The organism is Acinetobacter sp. ANC 4779 (assembly GCF_004331055.1).
GTDB lineage: Bacteria > Pseudomonadota > Gammaproteobacteria > Pseudomonadales > Moraxellaceae > Acinetobacter.
Genome location: NZ_SJNU01000002.1, coordinates 139491 through 157020 on the forward strand (window position 1 = coordinate 139491; position 17530 = coordinate 157020).

Genomic DNA, 17530 nt, shown 5'->3' on the forward strand with positions numbered 1-17530 from the left:
AAGATATTACCTACGCAAAAATATTTAAATTTACCTCGACGCATCTGGTAGTGATGGTTATGAATTTAGCGCTAATGTTCGGGCAATCGCCTCACAGGTTCTTTCCAGATTTTTCTCACCATTTCTTAATGCTGTCTGTAAATCACAAGCCCCTTCTACAATTCCAAAAATTGCGGTAAAGCCTGCATCATAAAGTTCTTCTACCCCATCACCAATATGGCCGGCACAGGCAATCACGGGTTTATTCAATCGCTTCGCCACTTGTGCTACACCAAAAGGGGTTTTACCCCATTTAGTCTGAAAATCAATCCCGCCTTCACCGGTAAATACATAGTCAGCTTGGGCAATTTTCTCTGCCAATTGGGTTTGTTTAATTACGAGTTCTGCACCTGAACGAATACCTGCACCGGCAAATACCATTAAGCCAAAACCTAATCCACCTGCGGCACCTGCACCGGCAATATCTTTTGCATCTATATTTAATTGTTTGGAAACCAGTTCAGCAAAATATGAAAGGTTATGATCAAGCTGTTGCACCATTGCAGCTGTGGCCCCTTTTTGAGGTCCAAACACATGGGATGCCCCGTTTATTCCAGTCAGAGGATTATTTACATCACTGGCAATTATGATTTCAACTTGCTGTAAACGCGGATCAAAACCTGAAATATCAATCGTTTGAATTTGATCTAAATGATCACCGCAGACTTGAATAGCTTCACCGACAACATCAAGAAATTTCGTACCTAGCGCTTGTGCCATACCTGCACCTGCATCATTGGTCACACTGCCACCCAAACCTATAATGATTTTAGACACGCCTAAATCCAGTGCCACTTTAATCATCTCTCCTGTACCGAAAGTGGTCGTCAATAAAGGATTTCGCTGGGATGGATCGAGCAAATGAATGCCATTGGCTTTTGCCATTTCAATCACAGCGGTTTGACCATTATCAACTAAGCCAAAATAAGTTTTCACTTTTTCAGTGGATAAAGGCCCTGTAACTTCACAATCGATTATTTGTCCATGTAAGCAAGAAACCAAGGCCTCGACTGTTCCCTCACCCCCATCTGCCATTGGCACATGAATAAAATATGCATCTGCAAATACTTTCTCGATACCACGCTGCATTGCTTGACAAGCTTGTTCAGCAGTCATGCTTTCTTTAAAGGAGTCGGGAGCGAGAACAAAAATTTTAGGCATAATTTTCAAAAATGAAATGAATAAATCTTTTATACATTAAAAAAAGAGCGCATCTAGCGCTCTTTAGTCGAATTGGGTTTAAACATCAGCAGAACTTTTGGGCACATCGTGTTTGATATAAGAAGCTAAACTGAGATAATTAATACCCTGAAACAGAATATCTACTGCCAGAAATAAACCCAGCACCCAGAACGGCGCATCGGGTGACATTAAAATAATAATCCCCGTCACCAAGGTTAAAATACCTGAAAATAGTGTCCAACCCCATCCCCGATATGCCTTGAAGATCATGGCACTAAACACCCGAATTACACCAGCAACAATCAAAACAATGGCTAAAAGATTGGTCAGAAAAATTGCCGTTTTTACAGGAGTGCTAAATGCATAATAGCCTGCCGTCAGATAAAGCAAGCCGAACAATGCCCACCACCAACGATATCCCCCATCAAAGATTTTAAATGCTGCAATGAAATGTAGAATGCCACCGATCATCATCAGCACACCAAATAGGAAGACCACCGACAAAGTCGCAAATGGCAAGGATGCCAGTAACACAATTCCAAATAGGATAAGCAAAATGCCAAGCCCTAAATACCATTTTCGATTTTCATGCAGTTGATGTCGAACCAAATCATTTCCTACTGTTTTCATGTTTATTCTCAAGTCTTTTGTTTAGGAACAGGTTTATTTTTCAATATTTTAAAACAGATGTCTGTTATGAATATGCGACTTTTTTATCCACATCATTAAGTTGAGCTGTGGATAAATTAAGCGTTATCCACATTTTTTTATTTTTTCCAGCCCAATTCAATCGCGGTAATTTGATTAATTAAAGTCTGTTGCAAAGTATCCGGCATTTTACTTTTATCCAGTGACACAGGAATATGTCCCGCCATTAACTCTGCTTTGGCTTGAGGAAATAAAGGCTTTTGATTGGGGTACGCATAACCTATTGGATACAACGGCTGCCCTGTCGCCAAGTCATATTTATCGGTGGCACCGAAAGCATGTAGTAATTCATGTACCAGTACAATTTTGTTTTGCTCGGCCTGTTTTTTAGATGCAAATAAATTGACTGAACCAATCCGTCCTTTTTGCAAGGCAGTTGAATGCTTTAATTCTTTCGCTTTTGCAGGGTCATAATAGTTTAAAAACAAAGTCACACTCGGTGAGCCATCTTTGCTTGCATGCTGTTTCCATGCATAGAAACGGAACTTTAAACTCCATAGAATAGTATCCAGCATGCTTGCATGCTCCGGTACTTTCGGAGGTGTCTTTTTGAGTTCACGGCCCATTTGAAAATAAATGGAAATCGGTTGTCCACGATATTCTGCCGACATCTGTTTCAAGTATTCTTGTGCACTAGTCAATTCAGACAAATTTAAAGACTGAATATAGTTTTGGGTAACAGCCTGCCCATCTGCATTGATAGGATGTAGCATGACAATAATAGGCTTAGACCAATTCTGATTTTGATCACGGTAAGCATTCACTGCCACGATGAATAAAATGATGAGTAGACACAGTACCCGAATTTTTTTCCACATTACGATTAAACACTCTGCTTTTTAATTTTTCGTAAGTACATCTGACTCATTTCTATTTTTGTTTCAAACAAATTTAAAGTTTTTATTAACCCTGATAGTTTTGCTCTACCGTAGTTACGAGAATCGAAATCAGGTTTTACAGCACTAATATATTGTCCAACCATCCCCAAGCTTGCCCAACCATTTTCATCCGCATTATCTTTTACAGCTTTATAAATCAAATTTAAGGTTGCCCGATCCATTAATTCAGAACTATTTAGATTTTCCTTAATATTAGGACTTATTTTATTTTCAGGCGATTTATCTGAGGTCAATATTTTTTTCTGTGGAGGATTTAATAACTCATCATCGTCTTGTTGTTTTATATCTATATCTGCAATTAGATTTTCGACATAAATAAATTTATCGCAGGCTTTTTTAAATGCTTCTGGCGTTGATTTTTTACCAAAACCGAAAACACTTAATCCATTTTCACGAATTCTTGATGCTAAAGGTGTAAAGTCACTGTCACTTGAAACAATACAAAATCCATCCAATGCACCTGCATATAATAAATCCATAGCATCAATAATTAAGATCATATCTGTGGCATCTTTGCCTTTTGTATAAGCAAATTGCTGCACAGGCGTAATGGCATGAGGAAGTAAAACGTCTCTCCATTTTTTTAATGTGTCACTACTCCAATCACCATAAACTCTTTTTACACTTGCAATTCCATATTTGGCGACCTCTTCTAATACAGACGAGATTGCATTAATAGATGAGTTATCCGCGTCAATTAAGACAGCAAATTTTTTTGTTTGAATTTCCACGATTTCCCCAAAAGAAATATTTTTTAAATTCTTATATAAATCATTCTGACATAAAAAATGCCGACTTTCGTCAGCATCTTTTCATTTCGTAAAAATTAGGCTTCAACCCATTTTCCATCTTGGTAAACCAAACTCCACTTGGTTTGTTTACCTTCAGCATTTTCAGAACCAATATATTGTGCCTGGTTCTTACGACTGAATTTCACCAATGCTGGATTACCTTCAGGGTCTACATCTGGCGCTTGCAAAATAAACTGATATTTCGGATCAAGCTGTTCAGCTACAGAACGAAGTTCAGCGACTTTCGGTGCACGCGTTTCACGAACTTTCGGAAATTTGCTGGCTGCTAGGAATAAGCCGGCTGCACCATCACGAAGGACAAAAAAGTCATCGTGCTTGGTTGAACGTAAATGTTCCATTCTAATTGGATCGACACGCGGAGGCGCAGGCTGACCACTCTTTAACACTTTACGAGTATTGTCACAGCTGGTACAGGCAAAATAGGGTCCAAAACGACCGGTCTTGAGCTGCATTTCACCATCACATTTGTCACATGGAATGGTTGGTCCATCGTAACCTTTAATTTTGAACTCGCCTTCTTCAAGCTCAAAACCGGAACAGTCCGGGTTATTACCACAGACATGCAATTTACGACCGCCATCAATCACATAACTGTCCATTGCCGTTTCACAAATCGGGCAACGTTTTTTCGACATTAAATCGGCAGTTTCTGCTGCATCATCGTCAGACAAGGCTGCAAGTGACTCTACCGGAGTCAGGTTCAAGGTTCCCTTGCAACGCTCTTTTGGCGGCAAGTTGTAACCTGAACATCCCAAGAATACGCCCGTGGTGCCGGTACGAATCTGCATTGGACGTGAGCATTCAGGACAATGTACGGCTTCAACTTCAACAGGTTGATTACGACGCATGCCGTTTTCACCCTGTGCTGTGGTTAAGCGTTTTTTAAAGTCGCCGTAGAAATTATCCAGTAATTCCTTCCAGTTACGCTGTCCGTCAGCCACTTTATCGAGCTGACCTTCAAGATCCGCAGTAAAAGCATAATTCATCAGATTGTTAAAGTTTTCATCGAGACGATCCGTCACGATTTCACCCATCTTCTCAGCATAGAGACGACGATTGTCGAGCTTTACATAACCACGATCTTGAATGGTTGAAATAATTGCTGCATAAGTTGATGGACGACCGATACCTTTTTTCTCTAGTTCTTTTACCAATGAAGCTTCGGTAAAACGAGCCGGTGGCTTGGTGAAATGTTGAGATGGATCAAGCTTCTCAAGTTGGAGAATTTCACCCACTTTAACTGCCGGTAGTAAAATATCATCATCGGCTTTGTTGGCAGCGCGAACTTTGGTAAAACCGTCAAAAACTAAAGTACGACCTTTGGCTTTCAGCTCAACGCCATTGGCATCGACTAAAATGGTTGAAGACAGATATTCTGCCGATGTCATTTGACAAGCAACAAACTGGCGCCAAATCAGATCATACAAACGCTGTGCATCACGATCGACACCAACTAGCTGATCACCTTTTAAAGCCACATTTGAAGGTCGAATTGCTTCATGGGCTTCTTGCGCGCCTGCTTTATTACCATAAAGGTTTGGCTTGACAGGTAAGTACTTTTCACCGAACTCAAGTTCAATGTGATTACGAACCATATTGACTGCATCATTACTTAAAAAAGTTGAGTCAGTACGCATATAGGTGATGAAACCTGCTTCATACAGACGCTGCGCCATCGTCATGGTTTTCTTCACAGAGAAACCTAAACGTGTGCTTGCAGCCTGTTGCAGGGTCGAGGTGATATACGGCGCACTTGGATTAACCTTGGTCGGTTTATCTTCACGCGTAGTAACTTTATATTCAGCATTGTTCAGAATCTTTAATAAGGCATCCGTTTGTGCCTTATTTTGCAACTTTAAGGTTTTACCGCCTTGTTTGACTGCTTCTAAACGAATCTCATCGCTTGAAGATTTGGTATCTGCAAACACTTGCCAATATTCTTCAGGAATAAAAGCGCGAATCTCACGTTCACGCTCTACCACCAATTTTACCGCAACCGATTGCACACGACCTGCCGATAAACCGCGAGCAATCTTTTCCCACAGCAATGGCGAAATCATAAAGCCGACTACGCGGTCCAAGAAACGGCGTGCTTGCTGTGCATTAACCTTATCAATATCTAAGCGTGATGGCTGTTTAAAGGCTTCCTGAATGGCATTTTTGGTAATTTCGTTAAAGACCACACGTTGATAACGTGAATCATCTCCACCAATCACTTCTTTTAAATGCCAGGCAATCGCTTCCCCTTCACGGTCCATATCCGTTGCGAGGTAGATTTCATCGACTTGTGATGCCAGTTTTTTCAGTTCAGCAACAACGTGTTCCTTACCCGGAAGCACTTCATAGTGAGCTTCCCAGTCATGTTCAGGGTCAACGCCCATCCGATTAACCAAGGCCGTTTGTGCTTTTTCAGCTTTTTGCTCATCGGTCAGTTTGGCACGTGATACAGGTTTTTTTTCTGTACTTTTAGAACCACCGGTCGGTAAGTCACGCACGTGACCGACGGATGATTTCACAATGTAATCTGAGCCGAGGTATTTATTGATTGTTTTCGCTTTTGCAGGCGACTCCACAATCACTAAGGCACGCTTTTTCGCAGCACTCGGTGATTTTGCTGTGGTGCTTTTGGATGTAGACCGAGGAGCGTTCGCCATAGTTAACCGTTAATCCTGTTTGTTGGGTATATAAATTAAAGTTCAGCCAAAGACTGTAAATAGGTTTTCATGTCATCTAACTGTGTTGCTCGCAGGTCAGATTCTTCTTCCCAATAGAGTCCTACACAGTTTGCCTGCATATCAATAGCATAAATGCCCTTTAATGCAATGGGCAAATCGTTAAACTTATCATCACCCTGCACAAGTTTTAGCTTTTGTTCTTCAACACGCGCACGCATTAAAGACAGGCGAGCTTCTGGAATCAGTATGCTGTAATAGGCCACCATACTGGCACGACTTGAGGAGGCCATGGGAATTTTTGTCCAATCGGGAGCGGCCACTAAACGTGGGTGCAGCCCCATTTTTCGTGCCTTCTCACGCATTATGCCTAATGCTTTTTCTCGCGGACTGACGCGAAGACCCAAAATTGAGCCCAAAACAAATACAATAATGAAGCCAACGACCCAAATACCGGTATTTTCCATAGTACAACCTTGTCTGTTCCTTTATTAGAGTTGCATAAGCGCAATATAAAACGCAAGTTACAACGATTAAATTAATTTAAGAACATCTCATGGCTATATAGCACTTCAGTGCCATTCCAGTAAATATATCCTTTTTCAATCAACTCCTTAAGCAATAATATCACATCCGATTTCGGAAACATCTGCTCCAGCAAATCACGTAAGGCATAAATATCTTTAGGCTTGTCCGATTTTAATTCGCGCAATTTACGCGCGACAATGACCTGAATAGGATCAATTTTAGAGAAGTTTTTAAATAAATCTTTTTGTGCATGCTGAATCGGATCGGAATGCTTCAGCTCTTTATCTGAGCAAGACTCTGTCTGTAATTGAGCAAAAATTGGAGAAATATTGTCTGCTGTTTCTAAAGGCATTGCTTGTTCTAAATTAAGTTCCGTCCATTGTTTCAACAGTTTTTTACGGAAGTTAATTTGCGCCTCATAACGTTTCACAATTTTGAGATTAATCAGTAAAGCAATCAGCTGCTGAGCCTGATCAGTTTCAACTTGCAAAATGTTACTCAGTGAATTTTTAAGTTTCTCAATCGAGTTCGGTTTGCCCTTCATTTTACTTAAAGCATCACAATATTTTTTGACCAACAATAACTCTGGTTTTTGCTTAATGGTTTCGATACTTGGAATTTTATATTTTGAATTGAATGAAGATTCTTCTGCCTGAATTTGAATCAGCTTACAGATCATGTCCGAGGATTGCATCATCTCCAGCAGAATTTCACTGCTTGGCATGGCAGAAATGACTTCAATCGTGGTGTCAGTTTCTAACAACGCAATCAGTTGCCCGACGACAACTGCATATTCAAATTCTTTTTGATCGACCTCGGCCGTTTCTAAAATGACCACTTTTCCACTACTGACCCAACTTGAAAACTCGGTTAAGTCTTCAAGTGAGTATTCAAACTTTCCTTGGCAGTTAAATAAGTAAATTACAGCGTAGTGTTGAATGATGTCTCGCAGCAATTGTGCGGTAGGCATATTCTTTTCAAGATCAAGAAGAACGACTTTATTGGACATAATCTCAATAGACAAGTAAGGGAACTTTGAGCCCGCATTAGAACGAGCCTGAATGGAAAGGTCAAATCAATTCAGCAAAAAGACCCGTGAAGATTGACTCAATAATGCGGTGGTCGATCAGCCATTGGATCAAAATTGGCAATTCCATCGGATAAATCGGCAGACTCAATGCGTTGATACAAAAACTGCATTTGTTTTTTCAAATCAGCTATTTCGGCATGCTGCAGAGACACCTGTTCATTTAATTGTTCAACTAAATCATCTAAAAATGTAATTCGCACTTGCAAATCTTCTATGGGTGCGGAAAATGACGCCTGATCATTAAGATTTTTTTGTTTAGTCATTTTAAGTCCTCATTTTGGATTTCAGGAAACAGTATGGCCTATATTACGTTAAGGGATGTCCAACTCGCGTTTGGCGGACCGTCCCTGCTCGACGGCGCGAACTTCAATTTGGAACGCGGTGAACGAGTTTGTTTGATTGGCCGTAACGGTGAAGGTAAGTCTACTTTACTTAAACTCATTGAGGGAAGTTTACTGCCAGATCGTGGTGAAGTTTCTATACAAAATGGCATCACCATTTCCATGCTGGCTCAAGATGTACCCATGGATTCCGGTAAAGTCGCTGACATCGTTGCCGACGGCGCAGGTGAAGCGGCTACTGTACTGAGAGCCTATCACGAAGCCAGTGATGCGTGCGTACTCGGTGATATGGAAGCATGCGACCGCATGGGTAACCTGCAGCACAAACTCGATCAGGTCGATGGTTGGGCTTTGGAAACCAAAGTAAATTCTATTTTGAGCAAAATGGGTTTAGACCCAGATGCCGATTTAGCCGATTTATCCGGTGGTCGTAAACGTCGTGTGCTATTGGCACGTGCGCTACTCACTCAACCCGATGTACTTTTACTCGACGAACCAACCAACCACTTGGACGTTGAAAGTATTGAATGGTTAGAAAAATTCCTGCTCGATCAAAATAATTTAACCTTATTATTTATTTCGCATGACCGTTCATTTGTCGACAGCATTGCAACACGTATTGTCGAACTCGATCGCGGTGCTTTACGCAGTTATGAAGGCAACTATTCACGTTACCTTGAGCTTAAAGCGCAGCAAATGGAAGCGGAAGAAAAGCAAAATGCTTTGTTCGATAAACGTTTGGCTGAAGAAGAAGTCTGGATTCGTCAAGGCATTAAAGCACGTCGTACCCGTAATGAAGGTCGTGTACGTGCACTAAAAGATTTGCGTGAAGAATCTAAAGCGCGTCGCTCGCAACAGGGCAAAGTCAGCATGGCAACGCAAGATGCCAACCGCTCTGGTAAATTGGTCTTTGATATTGAGCATTTAAGTGTTGCTTTCGGCGATCAAGAACCCATCATCAAAGATTTCTCTGCACTGGTACTTCGTGGCGATCGTATTGGCTTGGTCGGCGACAATGGTGTGGGTAAAACAACCCTGATCAAAGCCATTTTAGGTGAGCTTGAGCATGGCGGTACAGTAAAAACCGGTACCCAGCTGGAAGTGGCCTATTTCGACCAACTGCGCAATGCGCTGGATTTAGAGAAATCGGTTAAAGATAACATTTCTGAAGGTACGGACTTTGTTGAGGTGAACGGTGGTCGTCGTCATATCTACAGTTATCTTCAAGATTTCCTGTTCTCGCCTGAACGTGCCCGTACTCCGGTAAAAGCGTTGTCTGGCGGGGAACGTAACCGTATTCTTCTTGCCAAACTACTCCTTAAACCATCGAATTTAATTGTGATGGATGAGCCAACCAATGACTTGGATATGGTGACGCTGGAGCTCTTGGAAGAAATGCTCGGTGGTTATACCGGTACATTACTTTTGATCTCGCATGACCGTGCATTTATGGACAACGTCGTTACATCAACATGGGTGTTTGATGGTAAAGGTCACATTGATGAATACATCGGTGGTTATCAGGACTATCTAGAGCAACGCCCGGATCAAACGGCTGTCGGTCTGAAAAGTGATGCCAAGAAAGCCGTTGCTAAAGCCGAAGCAGCTGTGCCGAAAAAAGTAAAGCTCAGCTATAAGGATCAACGTGCTTTAGAGCAGTTACCGGCTGAAATGGAGGCACTTGAGAAAGAACAAGCCCACATCAATGCACAGCTTGCCGATGGTTCTTTATTTACTTCAGATGCTGATCAAGCGATGAAACTTTCTAATCGCCTTACGGAAATTGACGAGCAATTGCTTGAAAAATTAGAACGCTGGGAAGAATTAGACAATCTTAGCAAAGGCGATTAATTTAGCCGCGTTATAAAAGCACCTGTAAAGTATTTTGCAGGTGCTTTTTTATTTACAAAATAACTTCATGTTAAACTGCAGATAAATTTTGGTATAAACGGTCATTATGAGTAAAAAGCCAGACTACAAACCAGGTGAGTTTCAATGGTCTTTCCTTCTTCCTAAATATTGGGGCATTTGGATTGGAATCATATTTCTAATGATTCTGGCAATTTTACCGTGGGCCATTCAGCATCGTTTAGCCACTGTTATAGGCAATGTCGCATTCAATCAGCTCAAATCGCGTCGTAAAACAGCGATTCGGAATTTAGAGCTCTGTTTTCCAGAATGGACCAGCGAACAGGTTCAAGAAAATACCCGACAGGTTTTTATCGATCAAATGATTGGAATTTTTGAAACATTGAACGCGTGGTATTGCCCGCAGTGGTTTAAAGGTCGTGTCAGTATTGAAGGCTTAGAACATCTCCAAAAAGCACAAGCTGAGGGCAAAGGAGTTTTATTGCTAGGTACGCATTCAACATTACTCGATGCCGGTGGTTATTTGTGTGCCCAGTATTTTGAGCCAGATGTCGTCTACCGTCCGCAAAATAATCCGCTGTTAGATATGCTGATCTACCGCTGCCGCGCCACCATTTATGCCAATCAAATTGATCATGATGATATGCGTGGCTTGATTCGTCATTTAAAAAATGGCCGTGCGATTTGGTACAGTCCCGACCAAGACTATGGCCTGAAACAAGGCGTAATGGCACCTTTTTTTGGGATACCTGCCGCAACGATGACTGCACATCGCCGTTTAATTAAAATGACCAAAGCTGCTGCAATTCCGCTGTATTTCTATCGTGATGGTGATATTAAAGACCCGCGCTATCATGTATTGATTGAACCGGCTGTGGACAACCTGCCAAGTGCGGATGAAATTGAGGATGCCACTCGCGTCAACAAGATCATTGAAAATCAACTGCGCATTGCCCCAACTCAATATATGTGGTTTCACCGTCGCTTTAAAACGCGCCCTGAAGGCTATGACGAAATTTATTGATTGCTCCCACCCTTTAAAATAATGAAGATCACACCGATGAAAATTATGCAGCTTCTTCCTGAATTGAACAGCGGTGGTGTTGAACGTGGCACACTGGAAATTGCCCGTGCGCTTGTTGCAGACGGTCATGAATCTTTAGTGGTTTCAAATGGTGGACGTCTGGTTGCACAACTTGAAGCGGAAGGTTCACAACACCTCACTCTAGCGATTCATAAAAAATCTTTATCCAGTCTTTGGCAAATACGCCCTTTGCGTAAACTCATTGAGCAACATCAACCCAATATCGTGCATGTTCGTTCACGCGTACCCGCATGGCTGACTCATTTCGCCTTAAAAGGCATTCCGGCAGATAAGCGCCCACATCTCATTTCAACGGTCCATGGCTTTTATTCAACCAATCGTTATAGTGCCATTATGACGCAGGCTGAAAAAGTCATTGCCGTCTCGGACAGTGTGGTGCAATACATTACCGAGCATTATCAAAACTGTCCGCCTGAAAATATCGTGCGTATTTATCGCGGCATTTCACCGCAAGAGTTTCCTCACGGCTATCAACCGTCTGCACAATGGATCAATCAAAGCTTTAAAGATTTCCCTCAACTGGAAAACAAGTTTTTAGTGTGCCTTCCGGGGCGTATCACCCGTTTAAAAGGCCATGAAACATTAATTGAACTCATGCAGCAATTGCAAAGCCAGTATCCAAATCTGCATGCGGTCGTGGTGGGTGGTGCGGATCCGAAAAAAGCTGCTTACTTACAAGAAATGCAAGATAGTATTCAGAGCAAAGGTTTACGCGACAAAATCACTTTTGTTGGCCATCGTTCGGATATTCGTGAGTGGCTGGCGTTTAGTGATGTGGTTCTTTCTCTTTCAAATCAGGCAGAAACCTTTGGTCGTACCGTATTAGAAGCATTATCGGTGGGTACACCGGTGATTGGCTGGAACCGTGGCGGTGTGGCAGAGATTTTATCGTCTGTATATCCACAAGGTTTAATTGAGGTCGATGATCAAACTGCACTATTAAATGCTGTTAAGCATCATATTGATCAGCCTCAAAACGTTAAGCCAGTCGCGATATTCAGCTTAAAAGAAATGTGTGATCAAACCATTGCTTTGTATAAACAGGTTTTGAAATAAACCTGAGTTTCTTTATCCCAGTCGCTTTTACTCTCTTCGTTAAAGATAAAAGTGGGCTGGACAAAATATAAAATCAGATCAATCAAAAAAATAATGAATAGTCTGTTGCTGCATAAATCCACATGGGCGCATGTCTGGTCTGCTTGAACAAAACCCATTGATTGATAAAATTTTATGGCTGGATGTTGAGCAAGCAATATTTTTGATGAAAATCTTTATATTTAAATAACTTTAAATAAAATAATTTTAAATAACTTTGCTTCCGTCATTACTCGACCTACATCCAAATTTTGGAAATCGGGAGGTAGCAGTAAATATGGAAAATACCCCACAGGATGCCCATCAAATATCGCATTTCCCAGACCCATGAGTACTGCTACTGCATTCTGTCAGTCGGTAATCAGACTATATGAAAATGAGGTAATGCTACCATCAGCCGAACTAGTTTTTTGCGCTCATGAGCAATGACTTACTCGATAAATTTTTAATACTTTTGCTTCAATGAACCTGATCATACATTGAGATTTTAATCGTTATAACCTGATGAGCCTTTCCCCACCCTAAACATGACCATTAAGCAAATCACCAAAGCCCAGAAAATGGTATTGATCATACCGTGCGTCCTGACCCCAATACGCCAAAGTCGATAATTGATTAAATCATCTCGAGCATCAAACAATTCTGCCTCAATTGAGATCATCACCCTGGGTAAAATGTGATTTCAACTGACGATGATGAAAAAAGGCGACAATAAACCACCGTAATAGCCTCGCATAGATCTGTTAAGCATCACGTGATAAATCAGTAAAATTAATGATATATATTTTGAACTCTTGGAATGTAGATAAATCCATAACTGAACTTTTATTTTTAGAATATTCCATAAAATGATAACCCGAGTCCTGCATCCTGCAAAACTCGGGTATATAAGGTTGTGCTTTTCAAATCATATTTTTATTATGTTATTGCTATCCATTGCTGCATCATATCCGTGATGACTCATCAACCAGCCCTACATCGTCTTCCATAATGGGATTTTCCTTTCCCAACTCCTTGGCTGATGAGTCTAGCTTAAGTAAAAATAGGAAAAAGAACTATTCGCAATTGACCTCTATCCGTGTAAGCCATTTCGTACACTTTTCTCCTAATTACCTTGAGGTACCTGAGGATCACTTTTATAAACCTGGGCAATTTTATCGGTGACTAACTTTTCTTCCTTCTCAGCTTTTTGAATACCTTCGCAAATCGCCTCTTGGGCTTCTTGTTCATCGGCATCAGTTTGTTCCAGTTCGTCTTGAACTTGCTCAAAAACACGACCGGTTTGTAAGATTACATACACTGGGAAATGATCCGAACCGACATGCGGCAATCGTTCCATATGAACCAAAGCAAAATCGGTACTATGAAATATATGATCCAGCGACCAGCGTAATAACGGATAATCAGCATGGAAGGTATTGATATAATGCCGCCCTACACGCGGATCAAGCAGACCACTAATCCGCTGAAATAACCGTGTGGTTCTTGACCACGCCACATCATTCAAATCCCCCATCACAATACAGCTTTCATCTAAATCTTTAATCTGGTCACCCACCATTAAAAGTTCCGCATCCCGGAGGGTGGAATCTTTGGCTTCGGTTGGGCTGGGCGGTTTAGGATGCAAGCAATAGAGTTGAACTGGTTGACCGGAACGTAAAATCACTGTGGTATAAATAGAAGGAATTTCATCACTTAAAATGAATTTCACTTCAGTATCTTTCAGTTCAAGCTTACTGTAGAGATGCATCCCATACAGATTATCCAAAGGCACAGGCACGCGATAAGGATAATCTTTTTCAATCACGGAAAGTGCTTTTTGCCAGTTTAGATCCGTTTCCAATGTCAGGACCAAATCAGGTTGATGTTTCTGTATCTGCTCAATCAACAAATGGTATTTATCATTTGGCGTCAGTACATTGCTAACAATTACAGAAATTTGCTTGTCTGGATTAAGCTGATGCTGACGGACTTTTTTAACCTGCTTTTTCCAGATAAAAGTATAAGGCAGCACCATTTTTAATTGATAAGCCAGTGCTGCAATCAACCCAATAAAGACAATTTCACGCCATAGATCCCAGGGCTGATCCCAGAGCAATAACAGCACAAAAGAAATCAGTCCTAAAACTAAAATTTGCAAGCGGGGAAAATCCACCCCTCGAATCCACCATTCATCCCGCGGAATTAATGACCAAAATGTCAGCCAGATGACAAAAACCGAAATTAACTCCACCCAAATCATAAGTCTCTGCTCTTGTGTTACTTTTAGTTTTTCTATGATGAAATAACTTTATCAATTTTCTATGTAACATAAACAAGATATTTCGCTCAATAATATTGATGTTTTCATTGTGTAGTACTTGCAGTTGTGGTCGCTTTTGATACACTCAAGCCCCCTTTTATTTTTTTACGCACCGAGGCAAAGCGACATGAAAGTAGGTCTGGTCGGTTGGCGCGGGATGGTTGGTTCTGTCCTTATGCAACGTATGGTTGAAGAAAATGATTTTGCTCATTTTGAGCCATTCTATTTTTCTACCAGTAATGCCGGTGGTGAAGCGCCTGCGTTTGGCGGTAAGACGGCCCCAGCACTTATGGATGCATCAGATATTAGCAGTCTGAAGCAAATGGATGTCATTATTACCTGCCAAGGTGGTGATTATACCTCTGAAGTTTTTCCTAAATTAAAAGCGGAAAACTGGAACGGTTACTGGATTGATGCGGCCTCTACACTGCGTATGGATGATGAAGCGATCATTGTGCTTGATCCGGTCAACATGCACGTGATTAAAGATGGTTTGATCAATGGTACTAAAACATTTGTCGGCGGTAACTGTACCGTATCTTTAATGCTGATGAGTATGGGCGCGCTTTACCAAAACAATCTGGTGGAGTGGATGACTGCCATGACGTATCAGGCAGCATCAGGTGCAGGCGCACAAAACATGCGTGAGCTGATTACAGGTATGGGTTATTTATATAACAATACCAAAGACCTGTTAGATGATCCACGCTCTCCAATTCTAGACATTGACTCTAAAATTGCGGACTTGCAACGTGGTGAAGGCTTCCCTGCTGCCAACTTTGGTGTGCCTTTAGCCGGTTCTCTGATTCCATATATCGACAAGCAGTTGGATAATGGTCAGTCCAAAGAAGAGTGGAAAGCGCAAGTTGAAACCAACAAGATTCTAGGCAATCAACAAATCGTTCCGATTGATGGTCACTGCGTGCGTATTGGCGCAATGCGTTGCCACTCTCAAGCTTTAACTTTAAAGCTTAAGAAAGACGTACCTTTGGATGAGATTGAAGACATGATTCGTCAATCTAACCCGTGGGCGAAAGTGGTTCCAAATACCCGTGAAGCATCAATGACTGACCTGACTCCTGTCGCAGTTACAGGCACATTGTCTGTTCCTGTCGGTCGTTTGCGTAAGCTCAATATGGGTAAAGAATACCTGGGCGCGTTCACTGTCGGTGACCAGTTGCTTTGGGGCGCTGCAGAGCCTTTACGTCGTATGCTTCGCATCCTCATTGAATATAAAAATTCTTAATTTTTTAAATTAAGAAAACGAAAAGCCGGTCACAATTGATCGGCTTTTTTATGTATCCTTTATGTTAGTATTTTACAATTATTCAACATCTCGTTAATCTCTAACTTTCGCAGTGCGATACAAGACCGAGCTAAAAATTAAGATGACCGCATATAACAAATTAAAGATTGCCATTTTAGCCATTATCGCTTCACAACCTATTTATGCGATTACTATTGATCCTATTCAAATCCAGTCTGCACCGGGTGAATTACTCTATGCGGAAATGAATTTCCGCCAAGCTGATCCTAATGCGCAAATACAGGCCAGTTTAGCCAGTGCAGAAGACATCACTACTTTAGGCGTAGCCCATCAACCCCCTGGACATCTTAATTTTTTTACCCGTCGTGATGGTTCTGGTAAGGGCGTAATCACCATCACTTCTTCCCGTCCGCTGACTGAAGCGGAACTGAATATTATTATTAAAATTCAGGAAGGCAATGCAACGCGTTTACAACATATTAAAACACCGCTACCCCGTGGCAACACCAATACTCAGGCCGGTATTGCAAGCAACGAAAAACCTTTAGCACCTATTAGTATTGTCAGTGAAAAAGATATTGCCTTGCACTTGCCTGAAAGTACTCAATATCAGGTTGCAAAAGCACAATCAGCGGCTGCTCAATCCTTTGAAGCGCCATTAATGCTACAAAAAGCAGCGCCACCTCGCTTAAGTGCTATGGATCCTGCACCTGTGACCATCTCATCAATGAGTATGCCGTCAGCACAAGCGAATAAGACTGCATTAACTGAACTTAAAACATCTGCATCAAAAGAAATATCGACAAAGAATGAAATCAAAGACACTCCTCTTGCGTCAAATAAAACCACTGCCAGTGCAGGTTTTTCTGCAGATCCGTTAGTGAAAAAATATGCAGTCTCACCGACTCAAAAAATAGCCGAAAATAAAACAGCGAATAAACCAGCAGAACAAGCTGCTGCAAAAACCAAATCGGAAGTGCCTTCCTCTACTCCGAAGCCACCCAAACAGCAAAATGAGGCTGTGGCTGCAACTCAAACCACTCAACATGTGGTGCAATCCAATGAATCACTTTGGGCCATCGCATCACGTGTAGCAACGGAGCAAAATCGTCCAGTTGGCGAGATCATGAAACAGATCAAGGCCAACAATGAACACGCCTTTATTCAGGGGGATGTGAATCGCTTACGTCGTGGTGCGGCATTAAATTTAAATATCAACAATAGCCAAAAAGAAGAGAACAAAGTCAGTGTAGTAAACTTGGCAAAAACACCGTCCAACCAATCGGGCAAAGCAAAATACCGCCTGAATCAAGCAGAGATGAGTCTGGTTGCAGAGAAAGAACAAGATTCAGCCAGCGGTTCTGCTAAAAAGAACACAGAAAAAAATCAAACATCGAACGAGTTGTCATTAAAAGTTATGACATCCCGTGAAAAAACCGTTAAATTACAGAGAAACGTGACCCAGTTAGAATTGGCATTACGTCACAAGGATCACAGAATTCAATTATTAAATACTCGTCTTGCCCAATTGCAACAACAATTGAAAGCACAACAAGTAGAGAAAAAGCCAACACACTAAGGTGTTATACAATTTGATTTTTTTGGATGAGTTTCATTGATA

Annotated in this window: 15 protein-coding genes; 5 read left to right on the plus strand and 10 right to left on the minus strand. The window is 41.4% G+C overall.

The annotated features are described in order from the left end of the window. Positions 1-57: 57 nt before the first annotated feature. The 8 genes from E0H80_RS03605 to E0H80_RS03640 all read right to left on the minus strand — a co-directional run bounded on the left by E0H80_RS03605 (position 58) and on the right by E0H80_RS03640 (position 8193). On the minus strand, positions 58-1200 hold the full coding sequence (locus E0H80_RS03605; RefSeq protein WP_131363227.1) for a glycerate kinase: 1143 nt from the start codon (positions 1198-1200) through the stop codon (positions 58-60). Positions 1201-1278: 78 nt separating this feature from the next. Continuing rightward, positions 1279-1851 carry an HdeD family acid-resistance protein gene (locus tag E0H80_RS03610; RefSeq protein WP_131363229.1) on the minus strand — a complete coding sequence of 191 codons (573 nt, stop codon included), beginning with the start codon at positions 1849-1851 and terminating at the stop codon, positions 1279-1281. A 137-nt stretch (positions 1852-1988) separates the two neighbouring features. Next, a complete protein-coding gene (locus tag E0H80_RS03615; protein ID WP_131363231.1) occupies positions 1989-2747 on the minus strand; it encodes a hypothetical protein in 759 nt (252 codons plus the stop codon). Between the two features lie 5 nt (positions 2748-2752). Continuing rightward, positions 2753-3559, minus strand: coding sequence for an NYN domain-containing protein (locus E0H80_RS03620; RefSeq protein ID WP_131363234.1), 807 nt, complete (start codon positions 3557-3559; stop codon positions 2753-2755). Between the two features lie 95 nt (positions 3560-3654). Further along, positions 3655-6294, minus strand: coding sequence for a type I DNA topoisomerase (gene topA, locus E0H80_RS03625; protein ID WP_131363236.1), 2640 nt, complete (start codon positions 6292-6294; stop codon positions 3655-3657). Between the two features lie 35 nt (positions 6295-6329). Further along, positions 6330-6779 carry an ammonium transporter gene (locus E0H80_RS03630; RefSeq protein ID WP_131363238.1) on the minus strand — a complete coding sequence of 150 codons (450 nt, stop codon included), beginning with the start codon at positions 6777-6779 and terminating at the stop codon, positions 6330-6332. Positions 6780-6850: 71 nt separating this feature from the next. Next, positions 6851-7849: a hypothetical protein gene (locus tag E0H80_RS03635; RefSeq protein ID WP_131363599.1), complete on the minus strand. Its 999-nt coding sequence runs from the start codon at positions 7847-7849 to the stop codon at positions 6851-6853. Between the two features lie 98 nt (positions 7850-7947). Then, positions 7948-8193, minus strand: a complete 246-nt coding sequence (locus E0H80_RS03640) for a SlyX family protein (RefSeq protein ID WP_067866331.1) — start codon at positions 8191-8193, stop codon at positions 7948-7950. A 33-nt stretch (positions 8194-8226) separates the two neighbouring features. Here E0H80_RS03640 and E0H80_RS03645 point away from each other — a divergent pair, with 33 nt between their 5' ends. The 3 genes from E0H80_RS03645 (at position 8227) to E0H80_RS03655 (ending at position 12301) form a co-directional block, all read left to right on the plus strand. Beyond that, a complete protein-coding gene (locus tag E0H80_RS03645) occupies positions 8227-10122 on the plus strand; it encodes an ATP-binding cassette domain-containing protein (RefSeq protein ID WP_131363240.1) in 1896 nt (631 codons plus the stop codon). Between the two features lie 106 nt (positions 10123-10228). Next, on the plus strand, positions 10229-11164 hold the full coding sequence (gene lpxL, locus E0H80_RS03650) for an LpxL/LpxP family Kdo(2)-lipid IV(A) lauroyl/palmitoleoyl acyltransferase (protein ID WP_131363242.1): 936 nt from the start codon (positions 10229-10231) through the stop codon (positions 11162-11164). 36 nt (positions 11165-11200) lie between these two features. Beyond that, positions 11201-12301 carry a glycosyltransferase family 4 protein gene (locus E0H80_RS03655; RefSeq protein WP_131363244.1) on the plus strand — a complete coding sequence of 367 codons (1101 nt, stop codon included), beginning with the start codon at positions 11201-11203 and terminating at the stop codon, positions 12299-12301. 526 nt (positions 12302-12827) lie between these two features. On the opposite strand, the gene E0H80_RS16775 is transcribed toward E0H80_RS03655, so the two are convergent. Beyond that, positions 12828-13001: a hypothetical protein gene (locus tag E0H80_RS16775; protein ID WP_228259946.1), complete on the minus strand. Its 174-nt coding sequence runs from the start codon at positions 12999-13001 to the stop codon at positions 12828-12830. Between the two features lie 444 nt (positions 13002-13445). After that, positions 13446-14582 carry an endonuclease/exonuclease/phosphatase family protein gene (locus E0H80_RS03665; RefSeq protein WP_131363246.1) on the minus strand — a complete coding sequence of 379 codons (1137 nt, stop codon included), beginning with the start codon at positions 14580-14582 and terminating at the stop codon, positions 13446-13448. Between the two features lie 187 nt (positions 14583-14769). Here E0H80_RS03665 and asd point away from each other — a divergent pair, with 187 nt between their 5' ends. Both asd and E0H80_RS03675 read left to right on the plus strand, forming a co-directional pair. Further along, positions 14770-15888, plus strand: coding sequence for an aspartate-semialdehyde dehydrogenase (asd, locus tag E0H80_RS03670; protein ID WP_131363248.1), 1119 nt, complete (start codon positions 14770-14772; stop codon positions 15886-15888). A gap of 142 nt (positions 15889-16030) precedes the next feature. Then, positions 16031-17488: a FimV family protein gene (locus tag E0H80_RS03675; protein ID WP_131363250.1), complete on the plus strand. Its 1458-nt coding sequence runs from the start codon at positions 16031-16033 to the stop codon at positions 17486-17488. Positions 17489-17530: the final 42 nt, after the last annotated feature.

Excerpts from the sequence above, each read along its gene's own strand:
- E0H80_RS03615 (WP_131363231.1), bottom strand. The coding sequence starts at position 2,747 with ATGTGGAAAAAAATTCGGGTACTGTGTCTACTCATCATTTTATTCATC.
- E0H80_RS03675 (WP_131363250.1), top strand. The coding sequence starts at position 16,031 with ATGACCGCATATAACAAATTAAAGATTGCCATTTTAGCCATTATCGCT.
- E0H80_RS03640 (WP_067866331.1), bottom strand. The coding sequence starts at position 8,193 with ATGACTAAACAAAAAAATCTTAATGATCAGGCGTCATTTTCCGCACCC.
- E0H80_RS16775 (WP_228259946.1), bottom strand. The coding sequence starts at position 13,001 with ATGATCTCAATTGAGGCAGAATTGTTTGATGCTCGAGATGATTTAATC.
- E0H80_RS03630 (WP_131363238.1), bottom strand. The coding sequence starts at position 6,779 with ATGGAAAATACCGGTATTTGGGTCGTTGGCTTCATTATTGTATTTGTT.
- E0H80_RS03645 (WP_131363240.1), top strand. The coding sequence starts at position 8,227 with ATGGCCTATATTACGTTAAGGGATGTCCAACTCGCGTTTGGCGGACCG.
- E0H80_RS03635 (WP_131363599.1), bottom strand. The coding sequence starts at position 7,849 with ATGTCCAATAAAGTCGTTCTTCTTGATCTTGAAAAGAATATGCCTACC.
- E0H80_RS03605 (WP_131363227.1), bottom strand. The coding sequence starts at position 1,200 with ATGCCTAAAATTTTTGTTCTCGCTCCCGACTCCTTTAAAGAAAGCATG.
- E0H80_RS03655 (WP_131363244.1), top strand. The coding sequence starts at position 11,201 with ATGAAAATTATGCAGCTTCTTCCTGAATTGAACAGCGGTGGTGTTGAA.
- lpxL (WP_131363242.1), top strand. The coding sequence starts at position 10,229 with ATGAGTAAAAAGCCAGACTACAAACCAGGTGAGTTTCAATGGTCTTTC.
- E0H80_RS03665 (WP_131363246.1), bottom strand. The coding sequence starts at position 14,582 with ATGATTTGGGTGGAGTTAATTTCGGTTTTTGTCATCTGGCTGACATTT.
- E0H80_RS03610 (WP_131363229.1), bottom strand. The coding sequence starts at position 1,851 with ATGAAAACAGTAGGAAATGATTTGGTTCGACATCAACTGCATGAAAAT.
- asd (WP_131363248.1), top strand. The coding sequence starts at position 14,770 with ATGAAAGTAGGTCTGGTCGGTTGGCGCGGGATGGTTGGTTCTGTCCTT.
- topA (WP_131363236.1), bottom strand. The coding sequence starts at position 6,294 with ATGGCGAACGCTCCTCGGTCTACATCCAAAAGCACCACAGCAAAATCA.